This is a genomic window from Chryseobacterium hagamense (assembly GCF_007991455.1).
Classification (GTDB): Bacteria; Bacteroidota; Bacteroidia; order Flavobacteriales; family Weeksellaceae; genus Chryseobacterium; species Chryseobacterium hagamense.
In genome coordinates this window covers 35,563-55,057 of the sequence record NZ_BJYJ01000003.1, presented here as the reverse complement: position 1 = coordinate 55,057, position 19,495 = coordinate 35,563, and the positions used below count along the sequence as shown (strand labels likewise).

Annotated in this window: 16 protein-coding genes; 14 read left to right on the top strand and 2 right to left on the bottom strand. The window is 41.1% G+C overall.

Annotated features, from left to right (window positions below; translation table 11 throughout):
* Positions 1-18: 18 nt before the first annotated feature.
* From CHA01nite_RS05020 to CHA01nite_RS04955, 14 genes are all read left to right on the top strand, one after another.
* Complete coding sequence (locus tag CHA01nite_RS05020; RefSeq protein ID WP_146940136.1) at positions 19-5,898, top strand: alpha-2-macroglobulin family protein; 5,880 nt, start codon at positions 19-21, stop codon at positions 5,896-5,898.
* Positions 5,899-5,970: 72 nt separating this feature from the next.
* The gene (locus CHA01nite_RS05015; RefSeq protein ID WP_146940134.1) at positions 5,971-7,623 is read left to right on the top strand and encodes a hypothetical protein; all 1,653 of its coding nucleotides are present in this window, start codon (positions 5,971-5,973) and stop codon (positions 7,621-7,623) included.
* A 275-nt stretch (positions 7,624-7,898) separates the two neighbouring features.
* Positions 7,899-8,354 (top strand): DUF1569 domain-containing protein, encoded by a 456-nt coding sequence (locus tag CHA01nite_RS05010; protein ID WP_146940132.1) that lies wholly within the window; start codon positions 7,899-7,901, stop codon positions 8,352-8,354.
* A gap of 1 nt (position 8,355) precedes the next feature.
* The gene (locus CHA01nite_RS05005) at positions 8,356-8,889 is read left to right on the top strand and encodes a hypothetical protein (RefSeq protein WP_146940130.1); all 534 of its coding nucleotides are present in this window, start codon (positions 8,356-8,358) and stop codon (positions 8,887-8,889) included.
* Positions 8,890-8,899: 10 nt separating this feature from the next.
* On the top strand, positions 8,900-9,370 hold the full coding sequence (locus CHA01nite_RS05000; RefSeq protein WP_146940128.1) for a hypothetical protein: 471 nt from the start codon (positions 8,900-8,902) through the stop codon (positions 9,368-9,370).
* 33 nt (positions 9,371-9,403) lie between these two features.
* On the top strand, positions 9,404-9,775 hold the full coding sequence (locus CHA01nite_RS04995) for a VOC family protein (protein ID WP_146940126.1): 372 nt from the start codon (positions 9,404-9,406) through the stop codon (positions 9,773-9,775).
* 64 nt (positions 9,776-9,839) lie between these two features.
* A complete protein-coding gene (locus CHA01nite_RS04990) occupies positions 9,840-10,289 on the top strand; it encodes a VOC family protein (RefSeq protein WP_146940125.1) in 450 nt (149 codons plus the stop codon).
* A 318-nt stretch (positions 10,290-10,607) separates the two neighbouring features.
* Positions 10,608-11,285 (top strand): DUF2490 domain-containing protein, encoded by a 678-nt coding sequence (locus tag CHA01nite_RS04985; protein WP_373869020.1) that lies wholly within the window; start codon positions 10,608-10,610, stop codon positions 11,283-11,285.
* A 426-nt stretch (positions 11,286-11,711) separates the two neighbouring features.
* Positions 11,712-13,325 (top strand): Na+/H+ antiporter, encoded by a 1,614-nt coding sequence (locus CHA01nite_RS04980; RefSeq protein WP_146940123.1) that lies wholly within the window; start codon positions 11,712-11,714, stop codon positions 13,323-13,325.
* A 460-nt stretch (positions 13,326-13,785) separates the two neighbouring features.
* Positions 13,786-14,808 carry a glutaminyl-peptide cyclotransferase gene (locus CHA01nite_RS04975; protein ID WP_146940122.1) on the top strand — a complete coding sequence of 341 codons (1,023 nt, stop codon included), beginning with the start codon at positions 13,786-13,788 and terminating at the stop codon, positions 14,806-14,808.
* A 13-nt stretch (positions 14,809-14,821) separates the two neighbouring features.
* Positions 14,822-15,847 carry a glutaminyl-peptide cyclotransferase gene (locus CHA01nite_RS04970; RefSeq protein WP_146940120.1) on the top strand — a complete coding sequence of 342 codons (1,026 nt, stop codon included), beginning with the start codon at positions 14,822-14,824 and terminating at the stop codon, positions 15,845-15,847.
* Between the two features lie 87 nt (positions 15,848-15,934).
* Complete coding sequence (locus CHA01nite_RS04965) at positions 15,935-16,912, top strand: hypothetical protein (RefSeq protein ID WP_146940118.1); 978 nt, start codon at positions 15,935-15,937, stop codon at positions 16,910-16,912.
* 40 nt (positions 16,913-16,952) lie between these two features.
* Positions 16,953-17,567 carry a deoxynucleoside kinase gene (locus tag CHA01nite_RS04960; RefSeq protein ID WP_146940117.1) on the top strand — a complete coding sequence of 205 codons (615 nt, stop codon included), beginning with the start codon at positions 16,953-16,955 and terminating at the stop codon, positions 17,565-17,567.
* Between the two features lie 84 nt (positions 17,568-17,651).
* Positions 17,652-18,002: an ArsC/Spx/MgsR family protein gene (locus tag CHA01nite_RS04955; RefSeq protein ID WP_146940116.1), complete on the top strand. Its 351-nt coding sequence runs from the start codon at positions 17,652-17,654 to the stop codon at positions 18,000-18,002.
* A 53-nt stretch (positions 18,003-18,055) separates the two neighbouring features.
* Here CHA01nite_RS04955 and CHA01nite_RS04950 read toward each other — a convergent pair whose 3' ends face one another.
* Both CHA01nite_RS04950 and CHA01nite_RS04945 read right to left on the bottom strand, forming a co-directional pair.
* Positions 18,056-18,361 carry a DUF493 family protein gene (locus tag CHA01nite_RS04950; RefSeq protein WP_146940115.1) on the bottom strand — a complete coding sequence of 102 codons (306 nt, stop codon included), beginning with the start codon at positions 18,359-18,361 and terminating at the stop codon, positions 18,056-18,058.
* Positions 18,362-18,398: 37 nt separating this feature from the next.
* Positions 18,399-19,073, bottom strand: coding sequence for a DUF4197 family protein (locus CHA01nite_RS04945; protein ID WP_146940114.1), 675 nt, complete (start codon positions 19,071-19,073; stop codon positions 18,399-18,401).
* Positions 19,074-19,495: the final 422 nt, after the last annotated feature.

The window sequence follows — 19,495 nt, the reverse complement described above, 5'->3', positions numbered from 1 at the left end:
TTATCAAAATTAACGCATATGAAAAGATTTTCCAAGATTTTTCTGATTTTGCTTCTGCTGCTGAGCTGCTCAACTGCATTTGCTCAGAAATACTATGACGAACAATGGAAAAAAGTCGAAGAAAACAGTACTAAAGGAACTGTTAAATCCAATCTTCCCATCATTCTGGATATTCAAAATCAAGCCATGAAAGATAATAACACCCTTCAGCTCATCCGGTCTTTAAAAGCGGAATTTGAAATCGTGAACCAGACCCGGGATGATGAGCAGAATAATGCTGCTTCAAATTTCTTTAATAAAATAACAGGTATCGAAAAGAAATTAAAAGGTGAGGAAAAAATCATTTATAAAGTTTTAACCAATGGGTTTATTATGGATTATTACACCCGTAACAGCTGGAAAATCAATGGCAGGACCAATATAAACTCTCAGGATATTACGCAGATTGAAACCTGGAGCAGGCTCGGTTTTAAGAATTACATGAGCAGAAATTTTAAAGAACTTGATCAGCAAAAAGCTGAAATGAAGAAGATCGCACTGTTACCTTACCAGTCGTTGTTTGTCAATGTAAAATCAATTTCTTTTTTTCCGACACTTGCAGACTGGTATGCGCTTAAAAAAATTGATTTCCTATCCGATACCGGTCTTTTTACTAAAGATGAACTGGCGGATAACCATAAACAGATTGACGATGTTTTCAATGAGTTAATTGCACGGAATAATGGGAACTCCAGGCTGTATTTCATGCACCGGAAATTGCAGAAGGATTGTAGTCATAATGACTGTAAAGACAAAATTCAACAGCTCTACGGTCTTTTGAATTCTGATCTCCAGGGGGACTATAAAGTACTCATCATGGATGATATCATCAGTGAACTGCTGGCTGAAAAGAAGGAGAAAGAAGCACTTGAAATTGTAGCAAAAGCAAAATTCCAGTATCCTCAGTCACCTTTTACAGAAAATATTGAAAATAAAGAAGAACAAATCAGGCAGACTGTTTTAAATATTAAATATGAACAGCAGACCCAGAGCAATAAACCTATTCATTTTGTTTCGGAGTACAAGAATCTTAAAAGCTTTTCTCTGAATATTTACAGGGTAAGTGATGATTTCGGATCCTTTCTTCAATATTCCAGGAATCCTTATTCTGAAATGTTCGGTAAGGTGAAAAAAGAACTGATCAGAAAAGAAACATATCAGATTCCTGATCTTGAAGATTATCAAATTCATACAACCTCCCTTGAAATACAACCGCTTTCGCCGGGAATTTATGTGGCTGAATATCTGATAGGTGACGGAACAAATGACAACAACCAGAATTTTTATTTCTTAGTATCCGATTATAAAATTATTTATAAAAATAAAACTGAAGGAGATTTCTCAGCAAACGAGCTCAAATTAGTCAGCAGTGAAAACGGCAATCCTTCTGCCAATGAAAATCTTGTGTTCTATGAATTTTCGGGAAATTCCGGTATCATCAAAAATAAGGGCAAAACTGATTCGCAGGGAACTTTCAGATTTCCGGCTTCTACCGATAAGATCTACTACAGAATATTCCTGATCCAGCAGCCCAAAACAAATGATTTCCAGATCATGCAGGTGTATGGAAATAATTATGCTGATGATGACCCTATTGATAATGAGAATTTTATCAAAACTCAGATTTTTACGGATCGAGCCATTTACAGACCGGGCCAGACAGTTTATTTTAAAGTAATTAATACAAAAATAAAAAAGGATGTGGAATCTGTAAATGCAGGACTGAACCAAAAAATTACATTGGGTGATGCTAACGGTAAAGAGGTGTCTTCACAAAACTTTACAACAAATGAGTTCGGTTCCTATCATGGAAGTTTTGTACTCCCCAAGGGAAATCTCAATGGCCGTTTTTACCTGAATACGGATGGTAAAATACCGGTATTTAAAGAATTCAGTGTGGAAGAATATAAAAGACCGAAGTTCGAAGTAAGCTTTGAGCCAGTAAAAGAAGAATATAAGTACGGTCAGACCATTGAGCTGAAAGGCAAGGCGACTACGTTTTCAGGAATTGCCCTGAACAACACAAAGGTGAATTATGAAATTAAAAAACAGAATATCCGCTGGCGGTATTTCGGGGGATATCCGCAGAATACGGATAATGAAAATTCGATCCTGGGAGAATCGACCACCAATGAAAAAGGTGAATTCGTCATCCGCCTTGAACCCAAAAAGAATGAGCAAATTACAGGTGTTCAGATCGATAATTATGCAATCAATGCCTCCGTTACGGATGTGAACGGTGAGACACAATCTGCAGAAACCCAGTTGAAAGTCGCTTCAGTATCCCATTACATCAAGGCAGATCAAATAAAGCATGCTTTTTCTGACGAAAATGTAAATCTGAAAGTTGAAACCAAAAATTATAACGAACAGAATTTAAAAAAAACTTATCGGGTAAAACTTTCAAAGCTGCAGGCTCCGGACAGGATTTTCAGGAGTAATTTTAAAGATGCGGTCCAGAACCTTCCTGTATTTTCAAAAGAAGAATTCATCAAAAAATTTCCTCATGATTTATTTGATAAAAACGATGAATTACAAAACAGGAAAGTCTCTTCCGTTATAATGAATGATGTACAGCACAATGAAGAATCACTGAATTTAGGAAAACTGGATGCAGGAGATTATCGGCTTGAGCTGTTTAATATCGAAGGAAAAGACACCATTAAAACTTCTCAGTATTTCAGTGTTTGGGACAAAAACGGTCTGAAAGCTGATCAGAAAATCTTCCTTACTGCTTTACAGCCGAAAAAAGAATTTTTACGGGGAGAAAAAGCCAAAATTTACATATATTCTGCAGTTGGGGATGCTCCTGTGAATATTTTTATACAGGATGGCTCAGGAAAAACCGTTTATGATATTCGGAATATGAAAAACGGGAAGTTGGAATACACGGTTGATATTCCACAAGATAAAGCAGTATCCACCATGAATATTCAATTTCAGATGGCAGCTTTTAATGATGTTCAGACCGAAACAGTGGTTTTGAGAATTAAAGATTCCGAGCAGCCGCTGAAAATTGAAACAACCACTTTCAGAGACAGGCTTGAACCTGGTGTAAAAGAGAAATGGTCGGTGAAGGTTTCAGGAAATGATAAAGAAAAAATCAATGCTGAGCTTCTGGCCAGTATGTATGATCTGTCACTGGACCAGTTCGAAGTCAATACTTATACCTGGGAAAGATTGTACAGTCCTTACCCATTGATAACACAATACGATATCAGGGAAAACCTTTCAACAAAATATTATCAGAACAGAATGAAATTCTTTGATGGAAATTTGGTCGAGGTCCCGCAGTTTAACTGGTTTGACAGAAATGGTTTGACCATGCTACAGGGTAAAGCCGCCGGAATAAAAATCCGTGGCGTTGCAAGTCCTGCACCTATGGCTGATAGTGCAGTTAGTAAGAACATTGGAGAGGTTGTAATTGCAGGTTACGGAACTAAAAAAGAATCATCTTCAACATCTTCAAACGTAATTGATTCTGAAAAGGCGTTGGATATAGACGATTCCGTAGAGAACATCCCAGTCCGCCAGAACCTCAACGAAACCGCCTTCTTCTATCCGGATTTAAGGACCGACTCCGAAGGCAATATAAGCTTTGAGTTTACTTCACCGGAAGCCCTCACCAGATGGAAGCTGATGTTCCTGGCGCATACGAAAGATGCGAGAGCGGCCACCCTGCAAAAAGAAGTGGTAACGCAGAAAGAATTTTCGGTTACGCCCAATTACCCGAGGTTTTTAAGGGAAGGGGACGAGCTGAACCTGCAGTCGAAACTATCGAACTTAACCGATAAGAAACTAAGCGGCTATGCCGGGTTACAGATCCTGGATGCCTCTACCAACGAAGATATCTCGGAAAAATTCGGGCTGAGTACGCTTACGGCGGTTTCAGGATTTAACAGAGAACAGGCTTTTTCACTCGATGCCAACGGAAATTCAGTGGTAAGCTGGAAAATAAAAGTACCGCAGAATGTTTCCTCCATCATTTTCAAAATGGTGGCCAAAGCCGGGAAATATTCGGATGGTGAACAGCAGGCAATTGCCATACTTCCGAACAGGATGCTGGTAACCGATGCTCTCCCGGTGTTCTTAAAGGAAGGGGAAACCAAAACCTTTGAACTGGAAAATCTTAAAAATACGGACTCGAAAACCATAACTAACGTTTCCAATACTTTGGAGCTGACGACCAATCCGGTCTGGGAAATCCTGTTTGCGCTTCCAAGCCTTAAAAATGATCCTAACAGCTCAGCAGATGTGGTTTTCAACAAATGGTTTGCCGATGTTCTGGCCTCAGAGATTTTTAAAGCCAATCCGAAAATAAAAACGGTATTCGAACAGTATCAGGACAAAGGATTGTTGAAATCCAACTTGGAAAAGAATCAGGAACTGAAACAACTATTGCTTGAAGAAACGCCCTGGGTACTCGAAAGTAAAAATGAACAGGAGCAGATGCAGAAGCTGGCTCTTTTATTCGATACCAATACCATGAAAAATTCGATCAGTCAGGATTGGGACGATTTAAAGAAACTCCAGAACCCGGACGGCAGCTTCTCCTGGTATCCCGGCTATCCTGCCTCTTACAGCACCTCAGTGTATATCCTGAAAAGCTTGGGTAAAATGAATGCTTGGCTGAAAGGTAATGTAAAAGACTATCAGAATTCGGAGCAGACCGAAATGGTGAAAAACCTGATCGGATATATCGACGGTGAAACCGGTAAATATACCGATCCGAAAGACAAAAACGTATGGAACAATTGGACCCTTGATTACCTGGATGCAAGGAATTACTGGGAAAAAGAATATCCGTTAAAAGAAAAAGGGGCAGCCCTGAAAGCTCTGGTAAAACAGAAAGCAAAAACGGCAAAACTGACGGACTTCACGTTCTACGGACTGCACCGGGCAGCGTTGCTCATGAATGATTATGGACTGAAAGATGTTTCCGATAAACTGATGAATTACCTGAAAGAAACTTCTGCAACATCGAAAACCCAGGGCGTATATTGGAAGCAGAACCTGGATGATTGGGGCTGGTTCAGCTCGAAAGTGGTGAATCATGCAGGAGCACTGGAAGCCTTTAACAAACTGAAATCGGAAGATCAGAACTTCATCGAAGAAATGAAGATCTGGCTGATTACCCAGAAAGAGGTGAATTCCTGGGGCACATCCAGAGGGACGGCGGAAGTTATTTATACGATTCTGAATTCAGGGAAATCCTGGACGGGAGCAGAAAGTGATAAGGCAACGATTATCTGGGACGGAAAAGAACTGAAGCCGGAAACTGAGGCTGCTGGTTATATAAAATCAACGGTAAAATCTGAGGTGGTGAATAAGAAGCTGGCAACGGTTACCGTTACCAAACCGGGGCCCGGGATTGTACAGGGCGGACTGTTCTGGCAGTATTATGAAGACCTGGATAAAATAAAGTCTTCCGAGACTTATTTGTCGGTAACCAAAGAGCTGTACAGGAAAATAAAAACCGTCAACGGGGAAGAGTTACAAAAGATTTTACCGGAGACCCCGCTCAAAGTAGGAGACCGGGTAACGGTAAGGATGATCCTGAATACCGACCGGGCGATGGAGTTTATCCACATCAGAGATATGCGGGCTGCGGGATTCGAGCCGGTGGATGTGCTCTCGGGGTATCAGTGGAAAAACAGTTTTGGCTATTACCAATCGACCAAAGATGCCTCCACGAATTTCTACATCGAGCGGATGCCGAAAGGGAAATATGTATTTGAATATGACCTGGTTGCCAACGCTTCCGGAAAGTTCTCCAACGGGATCACCAACATCCAAAACTATTACGCACCGCAGATGAGTTCGCATACAAAGGGTGAAAATGTAACCATTTCGGAATAATTAAAATAATCATTATCACTAAACGGCTTCTTTTTAAGGAGCCGTTTTTTTATCTTTGGGAAAAAAAATCAGATGTACAGCCTACCGGACCTGCAGAACCAGTTTTCTAAACAGAAAATCAACAAAGCGAAAAAATTCAGCATACGGGAATTTGAGGAAACAGAAAAGAACCGTTTTGTCTGTTTTGTAGATGAGGAAGCCGAGTCTTATGACGTAAGTTTGGTCATAAACTCGAAATCTGAAATTACGGAATATTCCTGTGAGTGCGAGAGCAGGGATTTTTGCCTCCATGTTCTGGCAATGGGGATTTTCATGTCGGAAAATAAAACCGGCAAAGCCGTTCCTCGTAGAGGGCCCAGAAAAAAGATCTCCGAAATCGAGCTGGCAATGGACGATCTTAATTCGGAAGAATTAAAAACCTGGCTGCTGGAGTTTTTTAAGAAGAACAAAGACGCGGAAATGCAGTTCATGCTCAGTTTCGGTCAGAAGAAAAAAGACTTCTCGGAAGCAGAGATCTCAGAGCTTATTAAAAACGCTATTGCCTCAGTAGCAGGAAGAAGAAAAAGCCTTACCGCACCGGAAGTTAAAAAAATAGTTGATCTTCTCACAAAAGCACTGGAGCCGGTAGAGGACTATCTCATGCAGAACCCCGACAAAAAAGAAAGTGTTAAAAGGTTTTTATGGTTGAGTGAGGAGATTTCTTTGTATACGAGGAAGATCCTTTTTTCGGGCACAAGGATGGATACTTTTCAGAAAAAATTGAGAGCGCGCTTTACTGCCAATCTTAATCAGACGAAAGATTTCGACCTGTGGAAAGAAATAGCTGCCGAGAACTGGTATCTGTTTCTGAGAAGCAAAGAAGCAATGACGTTCGATTTCTATTATTTTATCGGAGAATTATACCACTTCGGTAACTCCGATCAGAAAATGTATATTGCAGGACTGGTAAGGGATGAGATTAAAATGTGGATGAAAATCGGTTTCGACCTGAGAATTTCCATGAAGCAGGATTTGTTGGGGATCATTGCGGAAAACGGCTTTTTTGCCGAGCTTCAAAGCTATTTTCCCATCGAAAAGTATCATAATTCCTACAATCTCCAGGTCATCAGGGAAATCGTGAAAATCGATCTGAAGAAGGCGGAAAAGGCCTGCAAGATGGTCATTGAATCCAATATGGATGAAAGATTAAATCTTCCTTATTGTGAAATACTTGAAGAGATTTATGAAACGGAGGGCAGCCCCGCAGACAGCGCTTACCTCAAAAGGAAAAGATTCTGGGAAACACTGTCTTTGGAAGACTATATTTTCATTGCGGAAAACGATACCGATACAGAGGAATTCAAAAAATTCAGGAACAGGGTATTGGCTTTCCTGAAAAATTCTTTTTCCAATTACAGGGAAACGGCGGAACTGTATTTCGGCATTCTGGATTATGAAAAAAACTATAAAAAGATGCTCGACGTTATCGACATTAACACCCCGACTTATGTCATTAATCTTTATGCTGAAAAATTATACTTAACCAATAAAAATAAATTTCTGATGGCCGTAAGATCAAGGAGCGAGTGGGTCGGTACGGAAGAAGAGGAAAACGTCCTGGCTGATTTCCTTGCTTCGAAATACGATGCCGGTCAGCTGGAAGATTCTTTCGGTAAAAAATACTATGGTTTCGGATCCGATCGTTTTTCTAAAAAAGTGTTAAGCAAAGCCGGGCTTTCCAATTAGAGTTCTTTAAATGCTAAAAAAATTGATATCTGATTATTGTCCTTTCTGGCAGGTTGTGAAAAAAACGTATCGGGAAATTGCTGAACAGAAAAAGTAAGGTTGATCTTTCATGAGTTCCTGACGCTTTTAAAACTGCGGGTTATAGCGTTAATTAGGTGAAAATAATCTATATTCCAGCTTTTCAATCGTGAATATGAAATCAAAAACAAAATTAATTTCATCTAGTTTCTGTATTGAAAAACTGATATATTTGCTTTTCAATATTCAGATAAACTATGGAAAACGTTTTTGATGCAAAAGATGCTCAGCATTACATTGACCGGATCAACAGGCTTACTCCTGAAACCCTGGGATTATGGGGGAAAATGAGTGTGGACCAGATGCTGGCACACTGCAACGTATCGTACGAGATGGTCTATGAACCCGAAAAACACAAGAAACCGGGAGCCATCGCTAAATTCATCCTGAAAAATTTTGTAAAGCCCAAAGTGGTCGGCGAGAAAGCGTATACCCGGAACGGCCCGACGGCACCGCAGTTTATTATTTCCGAGCGTAAAAATTTTAATGAAGAGAAAAAACGGCTGATCGGATTTATCCAGAAAACCCAGCAGCTGGGTACATCGGCTTTTGATGGGAAAGAATCTTTTTCTTTCGGAAAACTGAAAGCTCAGGAGTGGAACAATATGTTTGCCAAGCACCTCAATCATCACCTGGCCCAATTCGGTGTCTGATATGAAAAAGATCGTGTTATTTTTTCTCATGGCTTTTGCCTTTTCGCTTTCTTGGGCACAGGTAAAAGAGTTTCCGTTGAAGCATGAGGATTTCAGTCCTTTCCTGCTTAACGGCAAAACCCCTTTTTACGGCGAGATCTCTACCGACAAAGCGGAAATAAAAGTACAGATCGAAAAAGCCGTTAAGAATCCGGACAGACCCGAACAGTATTTTATCTCGGGACATTCCGAAGTGGCAGGTACAACATCCGGTTTTTCGGGAGAAATGACTTTCACCCAGAGATTCAATGTAAACAACGCACCGGATGAAATGCTGGTATTTGCCGACTTTATGATCAAAGAATGGGGTTCCGGCGAACATTCCGGAATCTTTACCGGAAAAGCAAGGATGCAGATGGCCAAACTCATCACGAAGGACACCCGGGCAACCGTTACCTTTAAAGGAAAATGGAAAAATTATCCGGGAACACTGGATTTCGAAGTCTGGTGGGCGAATTTTGTTCCGAAAGATATTTCCAAAGTCGTATTCAAATAAACAACAACTTATGAAAAAATTTTTATTCCTTTTCATCCTTATTTCAGGGATTTCTCTTGCGCAGATGCCTGATATTTCCAATGTCTGGCTCAACAACGGCAAAGCCTATACGGGAACCATCGGCAATCAGAATCAGGAAATAAAACTGAAGATCGATATTTCCGAGCAGAACCGGAAGAACGACCAGGAATATTTCGTTTCTGGCTATACGCTTGTTGATCAGGTCTATTCTAAATTCGAAGGGAAATTTACCATTACCAAATACAAAGATGCCCGTAAAAAAGGGACGGTTTTCGGAGAATATGAACTGGCGGAAGAGAACAGAGGAAAACATTCCGGGATTCTGAAAGGAAAGTTCGTCTATACTTTCCATTGGAATAAAGACACCGAAAAAGCAGAACGTCAGGAGATCGGACTTACCGGCAACTGGAAAAGTTATGACGGAACGATGGATTTCAGAACCATAATTAAAAACCAGTAATTCAGTCTATTGATCATTAAAAACCAGCATCGTATGAAATTAGGCGCATTTTCAATCAGCTTAAGTGTAAAAGACCTCCGGAAATCCAAAGACTTCTATGAAAAATTAGGATTCAGCGAGATGGCCGGCGCGGTGGAGCAGAATTACCTCATCATGAAAAACGGCGGACATATCATCGGTCTTTTCCAGGCCATGTTCGATGGGAACATGCTCACCTTTAATCCCGGCTGGGACCAGGATGCCCGGAACCTTGAAGCCTTTGATGATGTCCGCGATATTCAGAAAAAATTAAAAGAACAGGGGATCGAGCTTTTAAAAGAAGCAGACGAAGCCACGTCCGGCCCGGAACATATTTACCTGAAAGATCCGGACGGCAATATGATCCTGATCGATCAGCACCGGTAAACCTATTGCAATTTTAAATTCAACCTTGAACTCAACCTTAAACTCAACTTAATACAATCATCTTATGGCAACAGTAAACGTCTACCTTACCTTCAACGGAAACTGTAGGGAAGCTTTTGATTTCTACAAATCGGTTTTCGGCGGCGAATATCCTTACATCGGAACTTTCGGGGAAATGCCTCCGGCAGAGGGTCAGGAAATAAAAGAAGCAGACCGGAACAGAATCATGCATGTTACCCTTCCGGTTTCACAGGAAACCATCCTGATGGGAAGCGATTCCATATCTGACCATGCCGATCAGCTCGTGATGGGAAATAACTTTTCCATTTCAATCAATGCAGAATCAAAAGAAGAAGCGGACCGCCTGTTTAATGGACTGTCGGCGGGCGGAAAAATAACCATGCCTCTGTCTGACACCTTCTGGGGTGCCTATTTCGGGATGTTTACCGATCAGTTCGGCATTAATTGGATGGTGAATTATGATGATCCTTCGAAGATGGAACAGCATCCCTGATTATATGTTAAAACCACCTTACTGGAACATAAGGAATTTAGTCAGTTTTATCGTCCTCCCGATGGCCCGAATTAAATAGGCTTTGTTTAGCCTTAATCACACAGGCTGGGATTTTTCCCATGATGATTGAATTCACTTAGTAGAATGGGGTGGATGAGGGATTGTAATTTTAAATTTTACTGATCTTAACTTTTTAGAATTCATGCATTCACCATCATTTTTATTTTATGTAAAGAGGCATTTGTGAAACGGCTTCTTTTGCTATTATTGATTTAAATTATTAAATTTGTTGTTTGCGATAGATATTAATAATAAACAATGGGAAATAAATTGAGGAAGGTATTTTTAGGACTCTTTACAATGGCGGCCACGGTTTTACAGGCACAGAAAAATGATCTCGGCGCATGGTATATGTATTTCGGGAATAATAAAATCAGTAAAAAATTAAATTTCCACAATGAAATCCAGTACCGGAACTTTGATGCCATAGGAGACCTGGAACAGCTGCTCATCCGTACCGGAATCGGGTATGACCTGACTGAAAACAACAACAATGTGTTGGTAGGATATGGCTTTATCTTAAGCAGGCCCTATGTGAACGGCGAAAAAACAGAAAATACAGAACACCGGATCTTCCAGCAGTACATTACCAAGCAGAAATTCGGAAGGTTCAATATCCAGCACCGTTACCGTCTCGAAGAACGGTTTCTTGAGGATGACTTCAGGATGAGGTTCCGGTATTATGTAAACCTGAATATTCCGATTAATAATAAAGAAATGGTACCTAAAACACTTTATGCTTCGGTATATAACGAAATATTCCTTCATCTCGACAGCCCTGTTTTTGACCGGAACCGGGTGTATGGCGCATTAGGGTATGTCATCAACAAAAATATGAGGATCGAAGCAGGCTACATGAACCAGATCCAGGAAAACAAAAACCGCGGCCAGATCCAGATCGGTTTCTACAACAACATCCCGTTTACAAAAGATTAGGTAACTAGCGGGAAGCGGGAAGCGGGAAGCCGGACGCAGGGAGTTTCCTGTTATAATTGGAGCTAATAAGTAAGTTTATTGTTGATTACTATCGTCATCTGGATGTGAAAATTAAAGAAAAAATAATTAAATAAACAACATCAAAATATATCTAAAAGCCGATAAACAGAGAATTTTCTTAGAAAGACAAACATTCCACTCCGGCGGAGGGTTGGCGAAAATTCCGCAGGAATTTTTGGCGGGGTGGTCAGTAAGGTAAGCAATAAAATCAAATGGCAGGATTTCAGTCTTCACTGATTTTAAGCAATATCATAACAATTAAACTTACCTGAGATACATTTCCTTTTAAAAATCTCCCTCACACAAACCTTGAAGAAAAATTATTAATGATTAAAAACAGTTCAGTATTTTTAAAAAAAATTAATAATGATTCACAGCTATGTTATTATATCCATTGCAGTTCTTCTGTCTGTAATGATACTCGTAATGATCGGGCAGAAGCTCAAAGTGGCTTATCCGATATTCCTGGTGATTGCCGGGTTGATCATCAGCCTCGTTCCGGGGATGCCGCACATCGAAATCGAACCGGATCTTGTTTTCCTGATTTTCCTTCCGCCGATCCTTTTTGAGGCCGCCTGGTTCACTTCCTGGCAGGATTTCCACAAATGGAGAAAACAGATCTTTTCTATGGCTTTCGGGCTGGTGTTTCTTACCTCAATCGTGGTGGCTTACCTTTCCTCATCCATTATTCCGGGACTGACGTTAGCAATGGGGTTCCTGCTGGGAGGCGTAAATTCACCGCCGGACGCCGTGGCCGCAACTTCGGTATTGAAGCATGTGAAAATTCCTAAAAAAATTACTACGATCCTTGAAGGGGAAAGCCTCATCAACGATGCATCGAGTTTAATTGTCTTTAAATTTGCCCTGGCGGCCGTTATTTCCGGACAGTTTATTTTCGGGGAAGCCGTCAAAGACTTTTTCATCATGGCCATCGGAGGAATTGGCGTAGGCGTCGGAGCGGGACTGCTTTTCGGGGCTTTGCTTCGGATTATCCCGTCCAATTCCAATATCGATACCATTATCACCCTTATCGTTCCGTATATCATGTATATCGCAGCGGAACACTTCCATTTTTCAGGAGTACTGGCCGTCGTTGCCGGAGGTCTGGTGATGTCCTACAATTCCCACTGCTACCTGAGCCATACGTCCAGGATACAGTCGGGAAATGTCTGGAGTGTGCTGATCTTTCTGATGAATACCATTATTTTCATCCTGATCGGGCTGGAGCTGCCGGTGGTGGTTGCGGCGATGAAAGATTATACCATTTCCGAAGGGATCATCTACAGCATCGTCATTGGCGGAGCGATCATTGGTACAAGGATTCTTTACAGCTATGCGCTGATGTACTTTCCAAGATTGTTTTCTAAGGAAGTATGCCGTAAAAATCCGAAACCCGACTGGCGTGAACCGTTCATCATCAGTTTTGCTGCCATGAGGGGAGTAGTTTCACTTGCCGCGGCCCTGTCGATCCCGGCCTTCTTACCGAACGGCGAAGCATTCCCGCACCGGAACATCATTCTGTTTGTCACCTTTGTTATTATCCTGATTACTTTGGTAGGGCAGGGGCTTTTATTAGCGCCTATTTTAAGACTGTTAAAGATAAAGGATGCCGGAAGCGAGCTGCCGGAAGAAAAACAGGAAGTCATTCTGATGAAACAACTGAAAGAAACGGCCCTGCACAAACTTGAAAACGATTTCTCCGGTCTGGTACAAAACAACAGCCTGGTACAGCATCAGAAACACCGCCTGGAAAACGAAATGCTAATGATGGCCGACAAGTCACAGTGCCTGGCCTCCGCAGGCGATTACGTAACCGCAATGAACGAAAACAAGGAAGTGATGCGCCAGCTGATCCAGGCCCAGCGCAATGAACTGCACCGCATGAAGCGCGAGAAAATTTTCGACGACCATGTGATGAGAACCATCGAAATGCAGCTGGACTTCGACGAAGCCAAAATCACCGGCTTTTCCCATGGGTAATTGTTGGGGATTTTACCGCAGAAGTCGCAAAAGATATTCATACTGAGTAAAAAAGTTGAATATCTAAGACAGGACAAGCGCACAAAAGTTTTTTAAAATCTTTGATTTTATAATTCAGTGTAATCTGAAATAAATTTAACATATTCAGACTAAATTGCTGAATATAAGTGATCTAATAATTCCCCTCCCTTGGAGGGGTGGCGAAAATTCCGCAGGAATTTTTGACGGGGTGGTCCTGACGATAAAACAGTTTAACTTTATTCAAGCAAAAAGAACCAATTGAATTGAAGTTCTAGAAAGATACTTTGCTAATTTATATTCAATGACTTTGAAATGCATCAAAAACACAAGGGAAAAGAGGATTTTTCAACAGTAGCATATTACAATTTGGTGAACCTGCCGATGAAATTAGCTTGGAGGGATAAATTTTGCTAATTTTGGGGAAATTATTTAGAAATCAATGAAAAAAAATATTTTAATAGGATGTCTGGCGGTTTTGATGTTGGCTTCATGCAGGGATGATAAAAAAGTGCTGGACTCACTGGCCGACTACAACAATTCGATGATGGAGAAAGGCTACCACTTCGGAGATAAACTGACTTTACCGAAAGAAGTAACGGACGATGCGGAAAGTATATCCATCAGCTTCGGCGATAAGGAAACCTCCAGCCTGGCCATTGATCCGAAATATTTCACCCTCGGTGACAATGCAGTGACCTTTAATATTAAAACCAAAGGCGGCGAAACCTTAACGCAGGATGCGACCATTAATGTTTTTGCAAAGAATCCCGAACAGAAAATCAATTATGAAATTGTAGCGGAATATCCGCATGATCCTAAAAACTTCGTGCAGGGATTCCAGATCGAAGGGAACACCATCTATGAAAGTGACGGGCAGAACGGGTCTTCCCAGATCCTGAAATATACCCTCGGCACCACAACGCCTTTAGCTTCCACCAAGCAGGCGCAGGAAGATTTCTCCGAAGGAAGCACCATTGTCGGCGACAAGATCTACCAGCTGACCTGGCAGAGCAAGAAGGGCTATATCTACGATAAGAATTCCCTGAAGCTTCTCTCCGAATTCCCATACCCGAACGTGTTAGGCGAAGGATGGGGCCTGACGTATGACGGCAAATACCTGATCGCCTCGGACGGAAGTAAACTCTTGTACTTCCTTGATCCGGCAGATCCTTCCAAAATGATCAAGTACATCGCAGTGGCCGGAAGCTCACAGGTTTACGATCAGCTGAACGAGCTTGAATACCACAACGGGTTTATTTATGCCAACGTATGGCAGAAGCCGGTTATTTTAAAAATCAACCCGGCCAACGGGGAAGTAATAGGAACCTTTGACTTTACAGATATTGCGAAGCAGAATACCAAAGGCAGCGATGATGTACTGAACGGAATTGCTTTCAAAGGGGACCATATGCTGGTTACCGGGAAGAACTGGTCAAAGATTTACGAAGTAGCCGTAAAATAATTAATTGTATTTAATGAAAAAAAGTGTTCTCACAGGCTTTGCGGCAGTACTGCTGCTGGTTTCCTGTAAAAACGACAAAAAAATACTGGACAGCCTCGCGGATTATAATCATTCGATGGAAGAAAAAGGCTATCGTTTCGGGGACAAACTGAATCTGCCGCAAGAGGTGACGGAAAATGCAGAAAGCATTTCCATCAGCTTTGGCGATAAGGAAACCTCTTCTTTAACCATCGATCCGAAGTTCTTTGAATTCGGCGACAACGAAGTGACCTTCAATATCAAAACCAAAGGCGGTGAAACCCTAACCCAGGATGCCACGATCAATGTTTTTTCCAAAACACCGGAGCAGGATATCTCCTATAAAATCGTCGCGGAATATCCCCACAACCCGGAAAATTTTGTGGAAGGTTTCCTGATGGAAGGCAATATGGTCTATGAAAGCGACGGACTGGAAAAGGCATCTCAGCTCATTAAATATCCTCTGGGAAGTACGGCCACGGTAACAACGGAAAAGCAGCCGGAAGACATATTTTCCGAAGGCATTGCGATGGCCGGAGACAAGATCTACCAGCTGACCTACCGCAACAAGATCGGCTTTGTCTATGATAAGAATACCCTGAAGAAAATCTCGGAATTTCCATTGCCCAACGAATTCGGTGAAGGATGGGGGCTCACGTATGACGGAAAAAACCTGATTGCGGATTCGGGTTCCAATGACCTTTACTTTCTGGATCCCGGTAATCCTTCAAAAGTCGTAAAAACACTGCCGGTCGGAGGAAACAAAACGATCTACAGCCAGATCAACGAACTGGAATACCATAACGGTTTTATTTACGCCAACGTATGGCATCAGCCTTATATCCTGAAAATAAATCCTGCCACAGGGGAAGTAGTGGGCAAATTCGATTTTACAAAAATAACCGAAGAGTATACGAAAAACAATACAGAGCACGTTCTGAATGGGATTGCTTTTAAAGGGGATAATATGCTCGTAACGGGAAAGAACTGGTCGAAGATTTATGAAGTCGCTTTTCAATAAGTTAAAATCAGGCGCAATGGCTGTCGGACTTAATAAAAACAGTAAATTCGCAACATTTCTTCCGGAAATATATGATCGTAAAATAATTTGAAACTACTCCAATTGATATTTGTTCTGCTTTTCTGTTCAGTAACGGCACAGAAGGCTCTTCCTTTGGATACGCTGAAACTGAAGGATGCAAAGGATATGCTTGTTGACGATTACGGAAACCTGTATATTTATAAGAATAAGGAATTCAGTTTTACCAAATACGACTCACTGGGCAGGCAGCTTGGGAAAATGATGCTTACGGTTCCGTATAAGGTACAGACCGTACAGAACCCGCTGAGTGTGCCGCTGTTTTCGGAAAACGCGCAGGAAATGAAGTTTGTGGACCAGAATTTAAATGAAATCCAGAAAGTAGATTTCAGGCAGAAGTTCGGTTTCATTAAGATGGCCTATGCCGAAGACCTGCAGCAGATCTGGCTGCTGGACGAAAGCACCAAACGGCTTATCCAGTACAATTTCAGAAACGACAATACCATCAATTCCTATCCTTTTGATGCGAGCTTCGATGATCTGACGGATCTTCTGGTGTACGAAAACAAAGTGTACATCCTTACCCGCAATCACATGAGGGTATTTACTTTAAAATTTGAAAAGCTTTTTGAAGTACCGGTAGAAAACGGGAAGCGTTTCCGCAGGGAGAATGAAGCCATTCTGGTGATAACGGATCATTCGGTTTTGCAGTACGTTCCGGAAAAAGAAATGGTTAAGATTTTCGGCGATCCCGAAGCACGGATTGTGGATAAAAATACCCTCTCTTATTTTGAAATCAAAGCCAACAACCTGTATCTTTACAACCTTGAAAAGGCGCAGGAGGAGAAGTTGAAAACTGATCCTGACCCGGTGCCTAAAGCAAAGGAACAGGACGTGGAAAAATCCGCAGAAAAGCCTGCAGAACCCAGCAGCCCGGAGCAGAAGCTGGAACAGAAAACCCAGGAAATAGAAAGCAAAAACCCTGCGGAAAGTTCCCTGCAGAAACTTATTGAGGACAGTTCGGAAGTTCAGGCAGCCGGCATTTAACAAGTGATCAGACAACCTTTAAAATATACTTAGAAAAAATATGCATATTGCAGTTACAGGAAACATTGGAGCGGGGAAAACCACATTAACGACGATGCTTTCAAAGCATTACGGCTGGGATGCCCAGTTTGAAGATGTAGACCACAACCCCTATCTGGAAGATTTTTATGCAGATATGAGCAAGTGGAGTTTTGCCCTCCAGATCTATTTCCTCGGAAGCCGTTTCCGGCAGGTAAAGGAAATCCGTGAAAGCGGTAAAAACATCATTCAGGACCGTACGATCTATGAAGATGCCCATATTTTTGCCGAGAACCTGAATGATATGAACCTGCTCTCGGACCGTGACTTCAGGAATTACGAGGCGGTATTTAACCTGATGAAATCTTTTGTCTCGGCACCAGATCTCCTGATTTACCTGAAATCTGATGTTCCGAACCTGGTAAAGAAGATCTATAAAAGAGGAAGGGAATACGAAGCGTCAATCAGTATCGAATACCTTTCCAAGCTGAACCAGAAATATGAGAAATGGATTTCCGGCTATACCGAGGGAAAGCTGCTGATTATTGAAGTGGACGACCTGGATTTCGTGGAAAAACCTGAAGATTTCGGATTTATCTTAGAGAAGATCGAAGCCGAACTGAACGGCCTGTTTTAATAAAGTTTTACCGTCCGGTAATCTTGGTAAGTTAATTGCTGGTACAGTTTTTAAACAAGTTTCACTTAAATACAATTAATAAAGATGGTCGTGAAAGTTTTACATAACGGAAACTGCTCGAAGTCGAACGCTGTTCTGGAATATCTTGACGAAAACGGTGTTCCTTTTGAGATCATCAACATCATTGAAGATCCGCTGAGCGAACTTGAAATCAAAACGGTTTTGAAGAAACTCAACCAAAGTGTTTTTCATATCATCCGAAAAAATGAAAAGCTCTATGTCGAGAAATATGCCGGAAAGAATTATTCGGAAGAAGAATGGATTAAAATCTTGGCTGAGAATCCGAGGCTGATCCAAAGACCGATCATCATCAAAGGTTCGGTAGCTATGCTGGGAAGACCGGTTGAAAACGTAAAATACTTTATTGATAAGTAATCGAGCGGGATCCAAAAAACTAAAAAGTCAGCAGAAACGCTGACTTTTTAATTTTATAAGAGAATAACCCCTTCTATTTTGGCTACTTCCTGATAAATGTTAACTACCTGATTGGCATCCAGGACAAATGCATTGATGTTGCAGGCCGTATACTTTCCGTTTTTGCTTTCCCGGTTTCCGAGGGTAAACTTAATTCCATCGAATACCTTATAAATTTCCGTTAGTTTAGCCTCATCGGTAGGAATAATAAATTTAAATAAATAATCTTCCGGAAAATCGTGGTGATCTTCCAGTTTCTCCCTCAAAGAATTATAAAAATCTTCGGGGCTTGCATGTTGATTTCCTTGTAATATATCCATCTGCTTTTAATATCTTCATAAAGATAATGAAAATTTTTTACTTTCCAAGCGGTCCCAACAGTGAGTTGGAGTTCTGGATTTCATAGTCTTCAATAATATTGAATATCCCGTTTACCAGCTGCTCCGAAGCCAGTTGGCTCAGTCCGCCGGAATTGACGGTGGTTTTGCTGCCCAGGAGGCTTCCCAGGAAATTGCTTCCGGATAAAGCCGTATTGATGCTTTTCACTATTCCATACTGATTCAATTGCTCATCAACTTTCGGCGTAATGGCTGCAATCAGCTGCTGTGAGGTTTTTTCTTTCAGGATTAAGGTGGCCGTTCCTTTCTCTCCCTGGATAATCCGGGCTACATCCTGTGCATTCAGACTGTTAACGGCACCTACCAGGATCGGTTTCGAAATATTAACCGTGTAAACCGCAGCATCGGCAATATACGCCCGCTCTTTTGCGACCAGGGAAGGCGCTACTCTTTCCAGCAGGGTATTAATTTCCCTGAGCTGTTTCGGCAAGGCCTTATCAACCATATTGTTCTGCAGAAATGCATCCCGGTTGCTGTAAATGTTTGCTCCTTTATCGATGCCGTTTAAAAGCAGCCTTTTGATGATCGACAATCCCAGATCAGATGTCGCCAGTGTCGTGCAGGACTGTACCGTGGTATTGATAACAGCTCCGGTTCCGATAAGTAAACCGGCAGCAATGAGGTATTTTTTCATTGTTAGTGATTAATCGTTATCTGATTTCAAATAATGAACCAAATTTAGGGTAGCGGGATGAGTTTAACAAATTTTATTATTTTGATAAAGTGGACTTATTTAATAATAAGTGATTAAAAATGTTAAAAAAATTGATGAAACTTGTTTTTTTAATGCGTAAAATCTGTCAAAAATAAATAAATTTTTATAAGAAATATAGAAGGATAGATTTAAAATATTATAATAAAAGTTAAGTGTTATGAATAAATTTTTAATGATAAGTCAATTTGGTTAAGATTTGATAAAAATGCTGCTTTTAACAGGGTGGTAAATAAATTAAGTAAAATTAACATTGTTAAATATATTTTTATAATTTTGGCTAATGTCTTTTTTTGAGAACACGCAGAATGGTCTCGGAAAGATATGAAAAGGGCAACTCCTTT